This is a genomic window from Desulfurellaceae bacterium, assembly GCA_021296095.1.
In the GTDB taxonomy this organism is placed as follows: Bacteria; Desulfobacterota; Binatia; order Bin18; family Bin18; genus JAAXHF01.
Genome location: JAGWBB010000048.1, coordinates 1 through 14,791 on the forward strand (window position 1 = coordinate 1; position 14,791 = coordinate 14,791).

Genomic DNA, 14,791 nt, shown 5'->3' on the forward strand with positions numbered 1-14,791 from the left:
CTTGCATTGGGTGGCGGCATCGGTCTGCGCGAATCCGTCGCTGGTCACAGCCTTGGTACACGCCGGGGCGGACGTGACGGCGCGCAACGAGGACGGTGAGAGCCCCCTGCATATTGCGGCATCGGTCTGCGCGAATCCGTCGCTGGTCACGGTCTTGCTGGCGGTCGGAGCGGATCCGACAGCGCGAACACAGTCGGGCGAGACCCCTCTCCATCGTGCGGTGAGATCCAACGCTGATCCCGCCGTGGTGACGGCCCTCCTGGCGGCCGGGGCGGATCCGACGGCGCGAGCCGAGGACGGCGGAACCCCCCTGCATCGCGCGGCACGGTTCAGCTCAAATCCGGCGGTGGTGAGGGCCCTGCTGACGGCCGGAGCGAAGCTGACAGTCAGGGACGCGACAGGAAGCACGCCTTTTGATCTGATCGAAGGGAATGACAAATTGAAAGAGACCGATGCGTACTGGCGGCTGAGCGGTCTACACTACAAGTGACCACGCTTCGGCTGGAAAGCGGGGGAGCCCGGTACGCCGGGTTAGCCAAAGGCGTCCCCCGACATTTTCGCTGTGCACTCTCACAAATTCCCGACTTCCAGCTCCAGCAGCTCGCCGTACTTCTGAATCGCCTGCTCGCGCAGGGCCGGCAGATGGCCGGTCGGAAACAGGCCCCTGGTACCCTCGTAATCGCGCAGGACTTGGCGGGCGACGGTGATCTTGTGTACCTCGGTCGGCCCGTCGGCCAGGCCCATGACAAAGGACTCGGTGATCTGTTTGGAGAACGGCATTTCGTTGGACACGCCCAGCGAGCCGTGGAGGTACAGGGCGCGGCAGGCCACGTCGTGGAAGACCTTGGGCATCTGAGCCTTGACCGCGGCGATGTCTTTGCGCACCTTGCGGTAGTCCTTGTACTTGTCTATCCGCCAGGCGGTGCGCAGGACCAGCAGCCGGAACTGCTCGATCTCGATCCATGAGTCGGCGATTTTTTCCTGAACCATCTGCTTGGCGGCCAGGATTTCACCCTGGGTCTCGCGCGACAGGACCCGCTCGCACATCAGGTCAAAGGACTTCTTGACCTGGCCGATGGTGCGCATGGCGTGATGGATGCGCCCGCCGCCGAGCCGGGTTTGGGCCACCTCAAAGCCTTGGCCGGGGCCGCCGAGGATGTGGTCGGCCGGGAGGCGGACATCTTCATAGCGGATATAGGCGTGGTCGCCCTCGTCCTCGCGTTCGTCGCCGATACCGACGTTGCGGATGATATTGATACCCGGTGTGTCTGTAGGCACGACGAACATCGACATACGCTGGTAGGGCGCGGCGTCCGGGTCGGTCACCGCCATCACGATCAGAAAGCTCGCCCAGCGCGCGTTGGACGAAAACCACTTTTCGCCGTTAATGACCCACTGGTCACCGTCGCGCTCGGCGCGACACTTGAACATTTTGGGGTCGGCTCCGGCGTGCGGCTCGGTCATGGAAAAGCACGACACGATCTCGTTGTTGAGCAGCGGGGTCAGAAACTGTTCCTTGAGCTGCGGGGTGCCGTAGTGGGCCAGAATTTCGCTGTTGCCGGTGTCGGGTGCCTGACAGCCGAACACGATCGGCGCGAAGCGGGCGCGGCCCAGGATTTCGTTCATCAGCGCCAGCTTGAGTTGGCCGTAGCCGGGGCCGCCCAATTCCGGGCCCAGATGGCAGGCCCACAGGCCGTGGCGTCTGACCTCGGCCTGGAGCGTGGGCACGATTTTTCGGTGACGCGGATTTTGAATGTCATACGGGTTGCCCAGGACGTGGTCCAGGGGCTCGACTTCTTCCCTGACAAAGGTTGCTATCCAGTCGAGTTCTTTTTGAAATTCCGGCTCTGTTTCAAAGTCCCAAGCCATACGCCAATCCTCCTTCGGGTGTTGCGAGCAAGAAACAGCCCCCAGCACATAGCAGACGTGTATATTTTTTGCACCCGTCGGCTGATTTTGGCGCTCTGGTTTATTTTCTTTCTGTCTCCGATCTGGTAGGCTTGCCGGTATGTAACTCGTTGTGGCTGTAGGAAGCGCCCGGTTGAATCGTCTCATCGCTGAAAGGACGGTATGGGGGCCGGCGCGTATGTGGAGAGGAGGAGGCTGTGGAGGATACCCATGACAGGCGAGCAGTCAGCCTGAACCTGAATGTCCGTGGACTGCGACAGTCTGCCACTCTTGCTGTCAACGCACGCAGTAACGCCCTGTATAAAGAAGGGCGGCGCATCTACAAAATGGGGCTCGGCCAGTCCCCGTTTCCGGTGCCGACCGAGGTGGTTGACGCCCTGACGCTGCACGCCAGCGAAAAAGACTATCTGCCGGTGATGGGGCTGCCCGCTCTGCGCGAAGCAGTAGCCGAGTTCCATCGCAAAAAAGATCGAATTGATGCCCAGGCCGAGGGCGTCCTGGTCGGGCCCGGCTCCAAGGAGCTGCTGTTCCTGTTGCAGCTGACCTTTTACGGCGAACTCCTCGTTCCCTCCCCATCCTGGGTGTCGTACGTGCCGCAGGCCAGGATCATTGGGCGGCCCATCCGGCTGATCCCGACCCGCTATGCCGACAACTGGCGGGTGACGCCACGGCAGCTGGCCGCCATCTGTCAGGAGGACGCTGACCGGCCGCGTCTGCTGGTGCTGAACTATCCGGGGAATCCCGAGGGCGGCAGTTACAGCGCGGACGAATTGCAAGAACTCGCTGCCGTTGCCCGTCGTTTTGGCGTCATCCTGTTGTCTGATGAGATCTACGGGCAGCTGCACCATCGGGGCGAGCACGTTTCGGTCGCCCGCTTTTACCCAGAGGGGACAATTGTGAGTTCGGGCTTGTCAAAGTGGTGCGGGGCTGGCGGGTGGCGACTCGGCACCTTCACCTTTCCGCCCGACCTGGCCTGGCTCATGGAGGCTATGGCCGCGGTGGCCAGCGAGACCTACACCTCGGTCAGTACGCCGATTCAGTTTGCTGCGGTACGGGCGTTTAAGGACGGCCTGGCCATTGAGCGCTACCTGTGGCACGTGCGGCGGATTCTGGCCGGACTGGGACAGCGCTGCGCGGAGAGCCTGCGTCAGGCTGGAGCGCGGGTACAGCCACCGGTTGGGGCGTTTTACCTATTCCCGGATTTCTCGCCCTTTGGCGAGCGCCTAGCCGAACGTGGCATCCAGGACAGTAACAGCCTATGTGAGCGTCTGCTCGAAGAGACCGGGGTGGCGGTTCTGCCCGGCGTCGCTTTCCAGCGGCCGGCCGAAGAGCTGACGGCTCGACTGGCGTATGTGAACTTTGACGGGGCCAAAGCCCTGTCGGCCAGCGAGACGATTCCGCTCGACCAGCCCTTGTCCGACGATTTCTTCAACCGCTGGTGTGGCGATGTCCTTGAGGCCACCCAGCGCATCGTCGAGTGGGCAGCAACGCCGGCCCGGCACATGGTTGCAGCCTGAGCGTTATAAAAAGCGGGCAGGAAGAGCAGGCCGTTAGGCTCCTCAGACTCCTAGCGGCGGCAGCCAGCGCAGTTCCTGAAAGCGCTTGATCCATTTGCGGAACATATCCTCGGTATCCATGCACTCGTGGAAGCCGGCCTGGCGCAGCTTGATCGTGCTGACCAGCATGGAGGGCGGCGGCTCGTCCCTGCCGTAGGCCAGGCTGAAATCGGCCAGGGCTGCGGATTCTCCGACAAACTCCTGCACATCGGCCGGGGCGGTGAGATTGTATTTTTTCACAATCGCCGCCCACTCGTCCTGGCGTTTGGGCAGCTCTTCGACCATCGAACACGGCTCACGCAGACCGACTTCCATGCCGAAGGCCTCGGCCAGCACCGGCCACACGTTTTCCCACACGTACACATCGCCGTTGGTGATGTTAAAGATTTGGTTACGGCTGGTGTCGGCCGTGGCCGCCCATTCCAGGGCGTGGGCCAGCACATCGACGTCGATCGCCTCAAAGACATAGGGCGCGCCGCCGGGGTAGGACAGGGGCTGGCCCTGTTCTTTCAGGAGAGCTGCGTACACGCCAATCGGGGTGATCACATTCAGATTGCTGCCTATGGCCTCGCCAAAAATGAGCTGCGGACGCCAGATGGACCAGTGCCAGGCTTTGCCCTGCTGTTTGTCTTTGATGTAGTCCTCGTGCAGCCAGTAGAAGTTTTCGTGCGGGTGGCGCAGCCAGCGCTCGCGGGCCGGGACGGGGAAGGGCTCAATATGCGCGCCGTAGGCTTTTGTGCCCTGCAACACCGAGACGTGCTCCAGGTTTTTGGCCACGGCTTCGAGCGGCTCGAACAGGTTGACCAGCATGCTGCGGTTGGTCTGCATCTGTTGCGGGTCAATCCAGCCCTCAATCAGGCCCGGTTTCTCGTTCACCGCCGCATAGACGACATGGGTCACCTCGCGCATCTGGCTGAAGACCTCGGTGCAGCGTGTGGCGTCGGTCAGATCGACCGACACGAAGCGCACGCCGTCCTGGCTGTGAGGCGCGCGGCGGGAAACGGCTACCACATCCCAGTCCGGCAGGCTGGAAAAATGCCGGACTGCGGCATAGCCGACCAGACCGGACGCTCCGGCAACGAGCACGGTGTTCTTTGCCATACGAAACCCTCACTTTGCATTCATAGATTTGGGTCGAGTCTAGCCCACCCGAGCCGAGGACGGCAAGGCTGAACCAGACTCGTCTGGCCTGTCGGTGTGTCAGGCGCGCGACGGCGTCGCGGTGTTTCCGGCCGCTCGGCAGCGCAAAATATGCCCGCAGTCACTAGCGGTGTTCGGTGTTTTCTGCCACTTAATGTCTGGCGGACAGGCGAACAGGAGAAGATGATGGACGCTGACGCTATCCGGTGTATCGCTGTCGTGGGCGCGGGGCTGATGGGCCACGGCATTGCCCAGGAGTTTGCCCTTGCCGGCTATCAGGTCTGGCTGCACTCCCGCACCCAAAAGAGTCTGGACACCGCGCTCGACAATATTACGGCCAACCTCGACCGCCTCATTCGGTTCGGCGTGGTGTCGCCGCCCCAGGCTGCGGTCGTGCCAAAACGGATTCGTACCAGTCTCCATCTCAAAACCGCAGTCAGCCAGGCCGACGTGGTCATTGAATCGGTATATGAAGACGCAGACCTCAAGCGGCGCATCTTTCAGGAGTTGGACGCCGTGTGTCCAGACCGCACAATTCTGGCCAGCAACACCTCGACCCTGATGTTGAGCCAGTTTGCGACCGCAACCCGGCGCCCGGATAAGCTGGTCATCTCCCACTACGCCAACCCGCCCTATCTCATTCCGATTGTCGAGCTGGTCCGGGGTGCAACCACCTCGGACCAGACGGTCGAGACCATGCGAGCGCTGCTGACCCGGGTCGGTAAGCGTCCGGTCGTGGTTCAAAAAGAAGTGCCTGGATTTATTCTCAACCGACTCCAGGGGGCGCTGCTGCGCGAGGCGCTGTGGCTGGTCCAGGAAGGGATTGCCAGCCCCCAGGACATTGATACAGCCCTCAAAAACAGCATCGGCCGGCGTTGGGCGGTGGCCGGCATCTTCGAGGTGTTTGAGCTGGCCGGCTGGGATTTGCTGGCTGCGGCCATGGCCGGCGTGTATCCGCACCTGTCGAACGCCTCGGAGCTGCCGCCGGTCTTGACCGAGCAGGTGCAGCGTGGCGAGCTGGGGGTGAAAACGGGCCAGGGGTTTTACGCCTGGACGCCGGAGTCGGCCGAAGCCCTGCGGCACCGCATTGCCCATGCCCTGGTGGAGATTGAGTCCTGGTCAGACGATACCTAGATGAGTACCCATAAGGAGGAATACCGATGGCGTTACATTTGGCGGAACTGTATCTGAACGTGGACAGCGTCAACCGGGCCAAGGAGATTGTGCAGGCCATAGACGGCTTGCTGGCCGGGAATTTTCCGCCCGGCGTGACCAGAATCGCCGGGCCATGGGTTTCCAATGAAGAAACGAAACTCATCATGGTGCTCGATATCGAGGATCACACCACGACGGTCGGCCCGTTCTTGCGCGGCATTACCGGCGGTCATGTGCTGAGACGGCGCTTTACGCCGATTGCGGAGTGGGAGACGGTCAAGGACGCCATTGCCGGCCTGTAGCCCCCCGGCCGGGAGGCCGGGCGCTAAGCTTCAGGGGCAAAAAAGGCAAAGGTGCGGGCCTCGATGCTCTCACGTGCCGGCGCGCCGGCCGGAGCCGTGGGATCGCTGAAGGCCGAGTGGGCGGTAAAGCGCGCCCGACCGTCTTCCATCGAGTCGTAGCACTTCAGCAGCATGGCTTCGCCGGGTTTCAGGCTGGGAAAGTAGAACCAGCGTTGCTCGGGATTATAGGCCACCGAATAGATCTCACCCGTCCGGTGGGCAAAAATCAGGTCGGTCGGAATAAAGTCCTTGGGCTCCATGCTCGTGGCGTCGCACACGGCCAGGGGCTGATCCTGAGCCGGGACATTGATCGGGCGCCAGACGTTGATGACGCAAAAACGGTGCGTGAGCAGAGCCTCGGCCTCTTCGGCCGGCAACAGCTCGCGCACCCGTCTGGGACCCGACGTGGCCGTATAGTCGTTATGGGCAAACAGGACCGGCGAACTCACCCCGGTCTCACCGCTCTTGGCGCGTGGGGCACAGCGCACGTTGTGGTCAAAAACCACCACTTTTGACGCCCCGGTCATATCTTTGACCAGCTGGGCGGCCTCCGGGTAGTAGACCGCTTTGACCTCGTCCGGGTCATAGAAGTTTTTCACCGTGGTCTCACGGCGGGTGAGCATCAGGCCCTGCTGGTCCAGGGACAGCTGGTCCTGGACGTCCCGACCGTTGTAGACCGGGATGGTGTGTTTGTTCTGGGCCGGTCGTTTGGGCGGATTGTTGCGATCCGGGTTGATGTGGTAGGCCGGCCGCTGCTGGGTCTGAGCCAGATAATTAAAAACGCCCTCAACAGCGCTGAGGTCTTCGGGCAGAGCTGTGTTCGCCATGGCTGTCCTCCTCATATGCCTGGGCTCCTGCCGAGCGGTCTGAAAGCGTCGGGCAGGGCCGTATCGGTGCAGGCGACACGGTACAGAATCGCGTTTTGTGTAGCAAGAGCCGGTCGCGTTTTGCGCTCAGCCGCAAAAGGCGTTATCACAAACCGATGCGTGAGCTGGGAATTGACCGGCTGGAGTCGGTCCTGGGAACGCTGCTGGTTGTGGTCGATGGACAGCGCTTGTGTGCGCTCGACTATGCCGACACCGAGGAGCGAATGGCACTGCTGCTGCGACGCCGCTACGGGGACTATCGCCTGTCCGAGGTGTCCGATCCCAGCGGCTTCAGCAGCCGGCTTCGGGCCTATTTTGACGGTGATATCGGCTGTCTCGACACCGTTCCGCTCAGCCTGGGCAGGTGTGGACCGCACTGCGGGCGATCCCGCCGGGCAGCGTCCTGTCCTACGGGCGACTGGCAGCACGACTCGGCCAGCCCAGGGCCTACCGGGCGGTTGGCATGAGCAATGCGCTGAACCCGATTGCCATTGTCGTGCCCTGCCACCGTCTGCTCGGCGTCGACGGCAGCCTGACCGGCTATGCTGGCGGGCTGGCACGCAAGCGCTGGCTACTGCGGCACGAGGGGGTGGAGCTTGACATACTCAGGGCCGGACGCTGAACCCATACACACGCATGCTCAGAAGACCGACACGCCGCCGCTCGTTCGGTGCGGCTGGGCCAGGAATGCACTGGCCGTGCAGTACCACGACCGAGAGTGGGGCGTCGCCGTCCACGACGACCGGACCTTGTTCGAGTTTCTCATCCTGGAGGGTGCTCAGGCCGGTTTGAGCTGGGATACGATTCTCAAGAAGCGGGCCAACTACCGGGCCGCGTTTGACAACTTCGAGCCCGCTCGCGTTGCCCGTTACACGCCCCGCAAGCTCGAACGACTGCTGGCCGACCCCGGCATTGTGCGGAATCGGCTCAAGCTCGAGTCTGCGGTGAAGAATGCCCGAGCCTTTCTCAAGGTCCAAAAAGAGGCCGGCAGTTTTGACGCCTATATCTGGCGGTTTGTCGGCGGCTGCACCCGCCACAATCGCTGGCGTTCGCTTGAGCAGGTGCCGGCCCGCACCGCCGAGTCGGATGCGATGAGCAAAGACCTCAAACGGCGCGGTTTCAGCTTTGTCGGATCAACGATCTGCTACGCCTTCATGCAGGCGACCGGCATGGTGAACGATCATCTGACACACTGCTTTCGTCACAAACAGCTCGCCAAGAGCAGCGTGGCGGCTCGAGACGGGTAGGGCTGCCCGGGAGCGGCTCGCCGGACGGGCCGCTCCTGGACCGACAGCCTCAGTTCCAGGCGCCCGAGTCGCTGGATGTATAGCCGAGCGCCCGGTACACCGCATCCACCAGACTCTGGCCGCGCTCGTTAAGTCATCGTATAGCCGAACGACATGCGGGCCTTTGGATCGGCAAAGCCAAACGATCCCCCGGCGCCGACATGACCGAAGGCTTCTTCTGAGGTCAAAACGCTGTCCTGCACCCCGGCCGGCTCGCCACGGTTGTCCATGGTTTTCATGAAGCCCAGAGCAAACCGGCTTGGCATCACCAGCACCGCATCCCGACCGGTTGACGAGGACACCCGGCCCATTCGTGCCAGCGTTGCGGCGTTAACCAGCTCGACTGCACCCTTTTTGCCGCCCAGGGCCAGGGGTTCGTACATGCCAGCGAGTCCGCGTGCGTTGGTGATGCCGCCGGCGCCACCAATCTCTGCCGCGTGGGCCGCCCGCGTATCGTACTCCGGCTCGGCGCCCATATAGCCTCCGGCGTTGAGCAGGACCAGGGATTGGAGTGAGCCGGGTTTGGCGATCTCCTGGAAGAACCGGCTGTTCGGGTCCGGCTCGGCCGCAATCATCGGCGCCACCCGCGGCTCTTTGTCCTCGGGCAGGCCGATCCAGAAGTCCAGGCCGAGCGGACCTGCGATTTCGTCCCGGAAGAAACTGCCCAGCGATTTGCCGGACGCCCGTCGCACAACCTCGCCGACCAGCCAGCCAAAGGTCAGGGCATGGTAGCCGTTGCGGGTGCCGGGTTCCCAAAACGGTTCCTGTTTGGCCAGCGTGTTGACCATCAGATCCCAGTCGGCGTAGGCGCCCTGGGGCAGCGGGTCGCGCACTGCGGGCAGGCCGGCCTGGTGATTCAGCAGCATTTTGACCGGAATGTTTTCTTTGCCGGATTGGGCAAACTCCGGCCAGTACGTGGCCACCGGGGCGTCAAGGTCCAGCTGGCCGCGTGAGGCCAGGATATGGGCACAGATCGCGGTCGCGCCTTTGGTCGAGGAAAAGACAATGCTGACCGTGTCTTCGTTCCAGGCCGCGCCGGTGTCGGCGTTGGCCTGACCGCCCCACAGATCGACGACGGTCTGACCGTCGAGGGTAACGCACACTGAGGCGCCAACCTCGTCCCGCTCCTGAAAATTGCGCTCAAACTCCTCACGGACGGCTTGAAACTTCGGCTCGCAGCTTCCATGTACTTCCATTGCGGTTTCCTCCTTGCTGTTGTCAGATATCTGCTCGGAACGACCCTGTATCAGGCTTGCTGTTCTTGGCCCTCGCGGGTGTACTGTCGAACGAGCTTGTCTACCAAATCCTGTCCGGCGTTGACCGGGGCATAGCGGGCCGGATGGGCCTGGTCGACCAGCGTTTCGAACGGGGCAATCTCGGTGTCGTAGTTGGCAATCAGAAAAAACGCGATGGCTTGGCGGTGCTGCTGGCGGGCTGCCGGGTCATCCGGTACCAGGACGCGGTGCTGGGTCGAAACCCACTTGTCGTTGGTCCACTGTTCCATCATATCGCCGATATTGACCTGAATGCCGTCCGCCACATACGGCACGTCTTTCCACTCGCCGGCTCGCGTCTTGACCTGGAGTCCCGGTCCGTCGGCGGTTACCAGGGTGAGCGTCCCGTAATCGCTGTGCGGGCCGATGCGGAACTGCTTGGGACGCGGTGACGTGGTGAGGGGCGGGTAGTCCAGCACCCGCAGGAAGTACAGGCTCTTGTTGAGTTTATCGGCGAAATAGTCCTGGGGGAAATCCAGGGCCAGGGCAAACAGCTCGGTGAGGGTCAGGGCCAACTGTTCGCCTGCCACCGCATACTCGGTCAATATCGACCGGAACGGGGCGGGGCGGACGGGCCAGATGTTCGGCTGAAACATCCGGCGACCGGTCTCGCAGCTGTAATACGGGTCGCCTTCGTCAATATCCACGCGGCCCATGGTAAAATTCGCCTTCAGGTCTGGGGCCGACTCGTCATGGTGGGCGTAGGCGACCCGCTCCGCACCCACCGGGTTATAGCCCATGAAGCTGCGGGGAACCTCGCAGTACCGAAGTTTTTCGTCTTCCGGCAGGGCAAAAAACTCTCGGGCGACTCGCAGGGTGAGAGCCTGGAGGTCGGGCGCGAGGCCGTGGCCGGTGATGACAAAAAACCCGATGGTTTCGAGCGCCTGCCTGACCTGGTCGATAACGGCCTGTCTGTCCTCGGCAGCTCGGGGCGCTCCGGGCGTCGCCCCGACCCGGAACGGGCTGATGTCAATGACTGGAACCGTGTCGGACGAGTGCATCACAAGGTCTCCTGTGGCGCGAGCGCTTAACGCCACTCGTAGATCCGGCCGCTGATTTCCATGGTCGAGAAATTTCCCTCGCCCTCAAAGCCGGCCATGGTCGTGTTGAGCCAGGCGTAGGCTTCTGAGCGGGTTCTGAATTTGACCGTCGTGCCGAAGCGGACCCGCCCGTCCCCGAGCGGTGCGCTCATCCCGCCCGACTCGACCAGAATCGGTTCGCCCTGCTGAGTCGTCCAGATACCGTAGTACTTGGTCGTGCTCGTCCCGTCCGGGTGGACTTGGACATAGTTGCTGCCGATTGCCGAGGTGTGCAGCCGGCCGGTCGAACTGCCCGTCTGGGTGACCTCGTATTTGGCCCCAAACTCGGTGCCCTCAAAGGGCAGGACTTTGACCGAGGTGATGGTGCCGACGTACTCACACAATAGTTCTCCGAGCGGCATAGGTCCCTGGCCTCCCTGCCGTAGGCCATACCACACTCCTGTCACCGCGGCAAAGCCGACTATCCTTCTGGCAACGGACGCTGTAGCCTGTTGCCCGTGAGGGACATGCAAAATCCACGTGACACGGTGAGGTATGAGCAAGCCAGATGACACAATTGTGTTCCGGCCGATGGCGGCCGCCGACATCGGCACGGTGCCTATCGGCCATCAGGGGGAACCCCAAGAAGTACGCCAACGCATTGCCGATATCGGCTCCAGCGCGATACTGGCGTTTGACGGGCCACAGCACGTCGGCCAACTCCAGTTCCGTCGCTATGTGCCCGGCACCCGCTCGCCCCAGGGCCTGTGGCACCCCCTGTACTGGGCCGACTTTGGAGATCGGGCTGGAGGTCTGCCGGAGCAAACCCTGGACGTGTTTTGCTACCACGTGGGCCAGCTCGAAGACATCGACGACAGAGACCCCCGCTATCAAGGCCGCGGCATTGGGCTGCGGCTGCTGGATGTCCTGCTCGACTGGGCGACCCAGGCCGGGTTTGCAGCCCTGGTGGCCAAGGCGGTTCCGGCTCCCCGTCCGATTATGGCGTTCATGGGTGGCCAAGCGGCCAAAGCCTACCAGGAGCGCGGTTTTCAACAGGCTGACAGCTGGGTTGATGCCGAGCTGAAAACGCTGGTTGTCGAGAAAGGGCTCCCGACGAAGCGGCCCGGGTGAGCTGCATGGTGCGGCGCCTGGGCTAGGACACGCCGAACGTTGTGGAAGGAAGCCGGACCGGCCGGGTCGGTTGCTGGGCCGGACGCTTGCGCGCCACCGGAGAAGATGGCACTTACTAGGCTCAACACCACACACGGAGGAATACTCGTATGAGAGAAGCCGTCATCGTGTCTACCGCCCGGACCCCGATCGGAAAAGCGTATCGTGGTGCGTTCAACGATACCGCCGCGCCGACTATGGCCGCCCCGGTGTTCAAGGAAGCCCTCAAACGGGCCAAGGTCGAGCCGACTGAAATCGACGATGTGATCATGGGCGCGGCCCTCCAGGAAGGCACCCAGGGCTTTAACGTCGCGCGCCAGTGCGCCATGGCGGCCGGTCTGCCGGTCAGCGTGTCGGGCCAGACCATCGACCGCCAGTGTTCTTCGGGCCTGATGAGCGTCTCGATGGCGGCCAAGCAGATTATTGCCGATGGCATGCAGACCGTGGTGGCGGGTGGCATCGAATCGATCAGCCTGGTACAGAACGAGCACCAGAATGTCTATCGCAATGCCGACGCCAACGCCCTGACCCACGCGCCCGACCTGTACATGGCCATGATCGATACGGCCGAGGTAGTCTCCAAACGCTACAACATCTCGCGTGAAGCCCAGGACGAGTACGCCCTCCAGAGTCAGCTGCGGACGGCTGAGGCGCAGCAGGCCGGGCGTTTTGACGACGAGATCATCCCCGTCAGTGTGACCAAGCTGTTCACCGATAGGGAGACCCGGGAGAAGACGCGCCAAGACATCACCCTCGACCGCGACGAGTGCAACCGGCCGTCCACCACCGCCTCGGGCTTGGCCGCACTGCCGCCGGTCATGGGCGAGGGTGGTTTTATCACGGCCGGTAACGCCAGCCAGCTGTCAGACGGTGTCTCGGTGTGTGTGCTGATGGAACGCGGACACGCCCAGGAGCGCGGTCTTGAGCCGCTGGGCATCTATCGGGGCATGGCCGTTGCCGGGTGTGAGCCCGACGAGATGGGCATCGGGCCGATCTTTGCCGTGCCCAAGCTGCTCGAACGCAACGGCCTCAGCATGGACGACATCGACCTGTGGGAACTCAACGAAGCCTTTGCCTGCCAGGTGATCTACTGCCGTGATCAGCTCGGGATTCCCAACGACAAGCTGAACGTGAACGGCGGGGCCATCTCGATCGGCCACCCGTACGGCATGAGCGGCTCGCGCATGGTCGGCCACGCCCTGATCGAAGGCCGACGCCGCGGCTCGCGCTATGTTGTCATCACCATGTGTGTGGGTGGCGGCATGGGCGCGGCCGGCCTGTTTGAGGTGGCCTGAGCCGCCCACGCCTCATGCCTTGGCCGGCTCAGGCCCGACGCGGACCAGGCGCTTACCGATGTTCTGGCCGGCCAGCAGTCCGATCAACCCCTGGGGGGCGCACTCCAGACCGTCCAGAATATCCTCACGGGCGACCAGCTGGCCGTCTTCGAGCCAGCCAGCCAGCTGCTCTTCGGCCGCCTCGCGCTGATGGAAGAAGTCCATCACAATAAAGCCTTCCATACGCAGCCGCTTGGTGATGATGAGCCCCGGCACCCCGCGCGGGCCGGGCGCTGGATTGTTCGTGTCGTACTGCGAGACCGCCCCGCAGCACACCACCCGACCGCCCTGGTTCATCCGAAACAGGCTCGCCTCCAGAATCTCACCTCCAGTGTTGTCGAAGAAGACATCCACGCCCGACGGGCAGTGTTCTTTAACGGCTCTGGAGACTTTCTCGGTCTTGTAGTTGATGGCGGCGTGGAAACCGAGTTCATCGGTCAACCAGGCACATTTCTCGTCCGAACCGGCAATCCCGACCACCCGGCAGCCGGCGATCCGGGCAATCTGGCCGGCAACGCTGCCGGTCGCTCCAGCCGCAGCCGAGACCAGCACGGTTTCGCCCGGTCGCGGCCGACCGACTTCCAGCAAACCGAAGTAGGCCGTCAGACCGGTCAGCCCCAGAACCGACATATGGTGGGGCAGGGCGGTGCGCCGTCGAACCGGGGTCAGGGCGTCGGCCGGCTGACAGGCGAACTCCTGCCAGCCGTTTTCACACTCCACAATCTGACCGGCCTCAAAGCGCAGGTCTGTGGACTCGACGACCTCGGCCAGGGTAAAGCCCGACATGACCTCACCCGGCAGGACCGGCGCGCGGTAGGTCGCCCCCTGCATCCAGGCGCGGTTGGCCGGGTCGAGCGACAGCAGGACGGTGCGGGTCAGTACCTGTCCCGGCTCGGGCTGCGGACGGGCCGCCTGGCGCAGCTCGAAGTGGTGTTCCTGCAGCGGTCCCTGGGGCAACTCTTTGACCACAATCTGGCGGTTGGGCATGGCCGGCTTCTCCTTTTCGGATTGTTGCCGGGCAGCCTAGCATCGCCCGGTCGACGGCGCCATGCTCTTGACACAGCCGAGGCGTGTCTGCTCCTGTGGAGGAGAATATTCCTCAAAGGGAGAGCAGCTATGCGATTCATCGACGGTGACGGCCATTTCATCGAACCATTGGACGTATTCGAGCGCTATACCGACCCGGCCTTTCGCGAGCGGACCATGTGCATGCGGCAAGACGCCGAGGGGACGAAGCGGCTCATTGTCGATGGCAAACCCATGCAGGCGATTAATGTGGACGAACTGCTGGCTGCGGTCGTCGGCTACGGCCAGAAAGAGGTCGGCAAGGACTTGTCCACCTTCGACCGCTACCTGGGCTACTCCGACGCCTGGCAGGACATGGGCAAGCGTGTCACCTATCTGGACGAGGAAGGGTTCGACTACCAGGTCATCTATCCCACCCTGGGCCTGTTCTGGGAGGGCCAGGTCGAGGACCCGTATCTGGCCGACGCCTTGTGCCGGGCCTACAACACCTGGGCCTTCGAGATCTGCGCCGGCCGTCTCGACCGTCTCATCCCGGCCGCCCATATTTCGCTGCGCAATCCCGAACTGGCGGTGCGCGAAATGGAGCGGACGGCCAAGCTCGGCTGCCGGACGATCTTTATCGCCGCCGCTCCGGTCGACGGCAAAAGCTTCGGGCATGCCGACTTCGATCCGGTCTGGGCCGCCGCCCAGAGCCTGGACCTGAGCATCGGCCTGCA

Annotated in this window: 17 protein-coding genes; 10 read left to right on the forward strand and 7 right to left on the reverse strand. The window is 63.0% G+C overall.

The window, feature by feature from the left end:
* Positions 1-490 (forward strand): ankyrin repeat domain-containing protein (locus tag J4F42_12670; GenBank protein MCE2486362.1); only part of this gene is annotated, 490 nt, incomplete at its 5' end.
* Positions 491-570: 80 nt separating this feature from the next.
* On the opposite strand, the gene J4F42_12675 is transcribed toward J4F42_12670, so the two are convergent.
* The gene (locus tag J4F42_12675) at positions 571-1,869 is read right to left on the reverse strand and encodes an acyl-CoA dehydrogenase family protein (protein ID MCE2486363.1); all 1,299 of its coding nucleotides are present in this window, start codon (positions 1,867-1,869) and stop codon (positions 571-573) included.
* Positions 1,870-2,138: 269 nt separating this feature from the next.
* Here J4F42_12675 and J4F42_12680 point away from each other — a divergent pair, with 269 nt between their 5' ends.
* Positions 2,139-3,425, forward strand: a complete 1,287-nt coding sequence (locus J4F42_12680) for a pyridoxal phosphate-dependent aminotransferase (protein MCE2486364.1) — start codon at positions 2,139-2,141, stop codon at positions 3,423-3,425.
* A gap of 42 nt (positions 3,426-3,467) precedes the next feature.
* On the opposite strand, the gene J4F42_12685 is transcribed toward J4F42_12680, so the two are convergent.
* Positions 3,468-4,565, reverse strand: coding sequence for an SDR family oxidoreductase (locus J4F42_12685; GenBank protein MCE2486365.1), 1,098 nt, complete (start codon positions 4,563-4,565; stop codon positions 3,468-3,470).
* A 225-nt stretch (positions 4,566-4,790) separates the two neighbouring features.
* Between J4F42_12685 and J4F42_12690 the strand changes: the two genes are divergently transcribed.
* Together J4F42_12690 and J4F42_12695 are read left to right on the forward strand one after the other, a co-directional pair.
* Positions 4,791-5,738 (forward strand): 3-hydroxyacyl-CoA dehydrogenase family protein, encoded by a 948-nt coding sequence (locus J4F42_12690; GenBank protein MCE2486366.1) that lies wholly within the window; start codon positions 4,791-4,793, stop codon positions 5,736-5,738.
* 26 nt (positions 5,739-5,764) lie between these two features.
* Positions 5,765-6,061 (forward strand): hypothetical protein, encoded by a 297-nt coding sequence (locus J4F42_12695; GenBank protein MCE2486367.1) that lies wholly within the window; start codon positions 5,765-5,767, stop codon positions 6,059-6,061.
* Positions 6,062-6,084: 23 nt separating this feature from the next.
* Here the strand turns inward: J4F42_12695 and J4F42_12700 are convergent, their stop codons facing one another.
* Entirely contained in the window at positions 6,085-6,927 is an 843-nt protein-coding gene (locus J4F42_12700; GenBank protein ID MCE2486368.1) for a hypothetical protein, read from the reverse strand.
* 155 nt (positions 6,928-7,082) lie between these two features.
* Here J4F42_12700 and J4F42_12705 point away from each other — a divergent pair, with 155 nt between their 5' ends.
* Genes J4F42_12705 through J4F42_12715 form a run of 3 tightly spaced genes read left to right on the forward strand, consistent with a single transcriptional unit; the run spans position 7,083 to position 8,213 of the window.
* Positions 7,083-7,433, forward strand: a complete 351-nt coding sequence (locus J4F42_12705) for a hypothetical protein (GenBank protein MCE2486369.1) — start codon at positions 7,083-7,085, stop codon at positions 7,431-7,433.
* The gene (locus J4F42_12710) at positions 7,331-7,588 is read left to right on the forward strand and encodes an MGMT family protein (GenBank protein ID MCE2486370.1); all 258 of its coding nucleotides are present in this window, start codon (positions 7,331-7,333) and stop codon (positions 7,586-7,588) included. Before J4F42_12705 ends, J4F42_12710 begins: the two co-directional genes overlap by 103 nt.
* The gene (locus J4F42_12715) at positions 7,509-8,213 is read left to right on the forward strand and encodes a DNA-3-methyladenine glycosylase I (GenBank protein MCE2486371.1); all 705 of its coding nucleotides are present in this window, start codon (positions 7,509-7,511) and stop codon (positions 8,211-8,213) included. Before J4F42_12710 ends, J4F42_12715 begins: the two co-directional genes overlap by 80 nt.
* A gap of 128 nt (positions 8,214-8,341) precedes the next feature.
* Here J4F42_12715 and J4F42_12720 read toward each other — a convergent pair whose 3' ends face one another.
* From J4F42_12720 to J4F42_12730, 3 genes are read right to left on the reverse strand one after another with little or no spacing between them, the layout of a single operon-like run.
* Positions 8,342-9,448 carry a beta-lactamase family protein gene (locus J4F42_12720; GenBank protein ID MCE2486372.1) on the reverse strand — a complete coding sequence of 369 codons (1,107 nt, stop codon included), beginning with the start codon at positions 9,446-9,448 and terminating at the stop codon, positions 8,342-8,344.
* A gap of 50 nt (positions 9,449-9,498) precedes the next feature.
* The gene (locus J4F42_12725; GenBank protein ID MCE2486373.1) at positions 9,499-10,527 is read right to left on the reverse strand and encodes an isopenicillin N synthase family oxygenase; all 1,029 of its coding nucleotides are present in this window, start codon (positions 10,525-10,527) and stop codon (positions 9,499-9,501) included.
* A 26-nt stretch (positions 10,528-10,553) separates the two neighbouring features.
* Positions 10,554-10,967 (reverse strand): hypothetical protein, encoded by a 414-nt coding sequence (locus J4F42_12730; GenBank protein ID MCE2486374.1) that lies wholly within the window; start codon positions 10,965-10,967, stop codon positions 10,554-10,556.
* 133 nt (positions 10,968-11,100) lie between these two features.
* Between J4F42_12730 and J4F42_12735 the strand changes: the two genes are divergently transcribed.
* Together J4F42_12735 and J4F42_12740 are read left to right on the forward strand one after the other, a co-directional pair.
* Positions 11,101-11,676, forward strand: coding sequence for a GNAT family N-acetyltransferase (locus J4F42_12735; protein ID MCE2486375.1), 576 nt, complete (start codon positions 11,101-11,103; stop codon positions 11,674-11,676).
* 149 nt (positions 11,677-11,825) lie between these two features.
* On the forward strand, positions 11,826-13,010 hold the full coding sequence (locus J4F42_12740; GenBank protein ID MCE2486376.1) for an acetyl-CoA C-acyltransferase: 1,185 nt from the start codon (positions 11,826-11,828) through the stop codon (positions 13,008-13,010).
* A 12-nt stretch (positions 13,011-13,022) separates the two neighbouring features.
* Here J4F42_12740 and J4F42_12745 read toward each other — a convergent pair whose 3' ends face one another.
* Positions 13,023-14,036 carry an NADP-dependent oxidoreductase gene (locus J4F42_12745; protein ID MCE2486377.1) on the reverse strand — a complete coding sequence of 338 codons (1,014 nt, stop codon included), beginning with the start codon at positions 14,034-14,036 and terminating at the stop codon, positions 13,023-13,025.
* A gap of 129 nt (positions 14,037-14,165) precedes the next feature.
* Here J4F42_12745 and J4F42_12750 point away from each other — a divergent pair.
* A partial coding sequence (locus tag J4F42_12750; protein ID MCE2486378.1) for an amidohydrolase family protein occupies positions 14,166-14,791 on the forward strand: 626 nt, incomplete at its 3' end.

Coding starts and splice junctions, on each gene's coding strand:
- J4F42_12675 (MCE2486363.1), bottom strand. CDS start 1,869: ATGGCTTGGGACTTTGAAACAGAGCCGGAATTTCAAAAAGAACTCGAC.
- J4F42_12685 (MCE2486365.1), bottom strand. CDS start 4,565: ATGGCAAAGAACACCGTGCTCGTTGCCGGAGCGTCCGGTCTGGTCGGC.
- J4F42_12690 (MCE2486366.1), top strand. CDS start 4,791: ATGGACGCTGACGCTATCCGGTGTATCGCTGTCGTGGGCGCGGGGCTG.
- J4F42_12695 (MCE2486367.1), top strand. CDS start 5,765: ATGGCGTTACATTTGGCGGAACTGTATCTGAACGTGGACAGCGTCAAC.
- J4F42_12700 (MCE2486368.1), bottom strand. CDS start 6,927: ATGGCGAACACAGCTCTGCCCGAAGACCTCAGCGCTGTTGAGGGCGTT.
- J4F42_12705 (MCE2486369.1), top strand. CDS start 7,083: ATGCGTGAGCTGGGAATTGACCGGCTGGAGTCGGTCCTGGGAACGCTG.
- J4F42_12715 (MCE2486371.1), top strand. CDS start 7,509: ATGCTGGCGGGCTGGCACGCAAGCGCTGGCTACTGCGGCACGAGGGGG.
- J4F42_12720 (MCE2486372.1), bottom strand. CDS start 9,448: ATGGAAGTACATGGAAGCTGCGAGCCGAAGTTTCAAGCCGTCCGTGAG.
- J4F42_12725 (MCE2486373.1), bottom strand. CDS start 10,527: ATGCACTCGTCCGACACGGTTCCAGTCATTGACATCAGCCCGTTCCGG.
- J4F42_12730 (MCE2486374.1), bottom strand. CDS start 10,967: ATGCCGCTCGGAGAACTATTGTGTGAGTACGTCGGCACCATCACCTCG.
- J4F42_12735 (MCE2486375.1), top strand. CDS start 11,101: ATGAGCAAGCCAGATGACACAATTGTGTTCCGGCCGATGGCGGCCGCC.
- J4F42_12740 (MCE2486376.1), top strand. CDS start 11,826: ATGAGAGAAGCCGTCATCGTGTCTACCGCCCGGACCCCGATCGGAAAA.
- J4F42_12745 (MCE2486377.1), bottom strand. CDS start 14,036: ATGCCCAACCGCCAGATTGTGGTCAAAGAGTTGCCCCAGGGACCGCTG.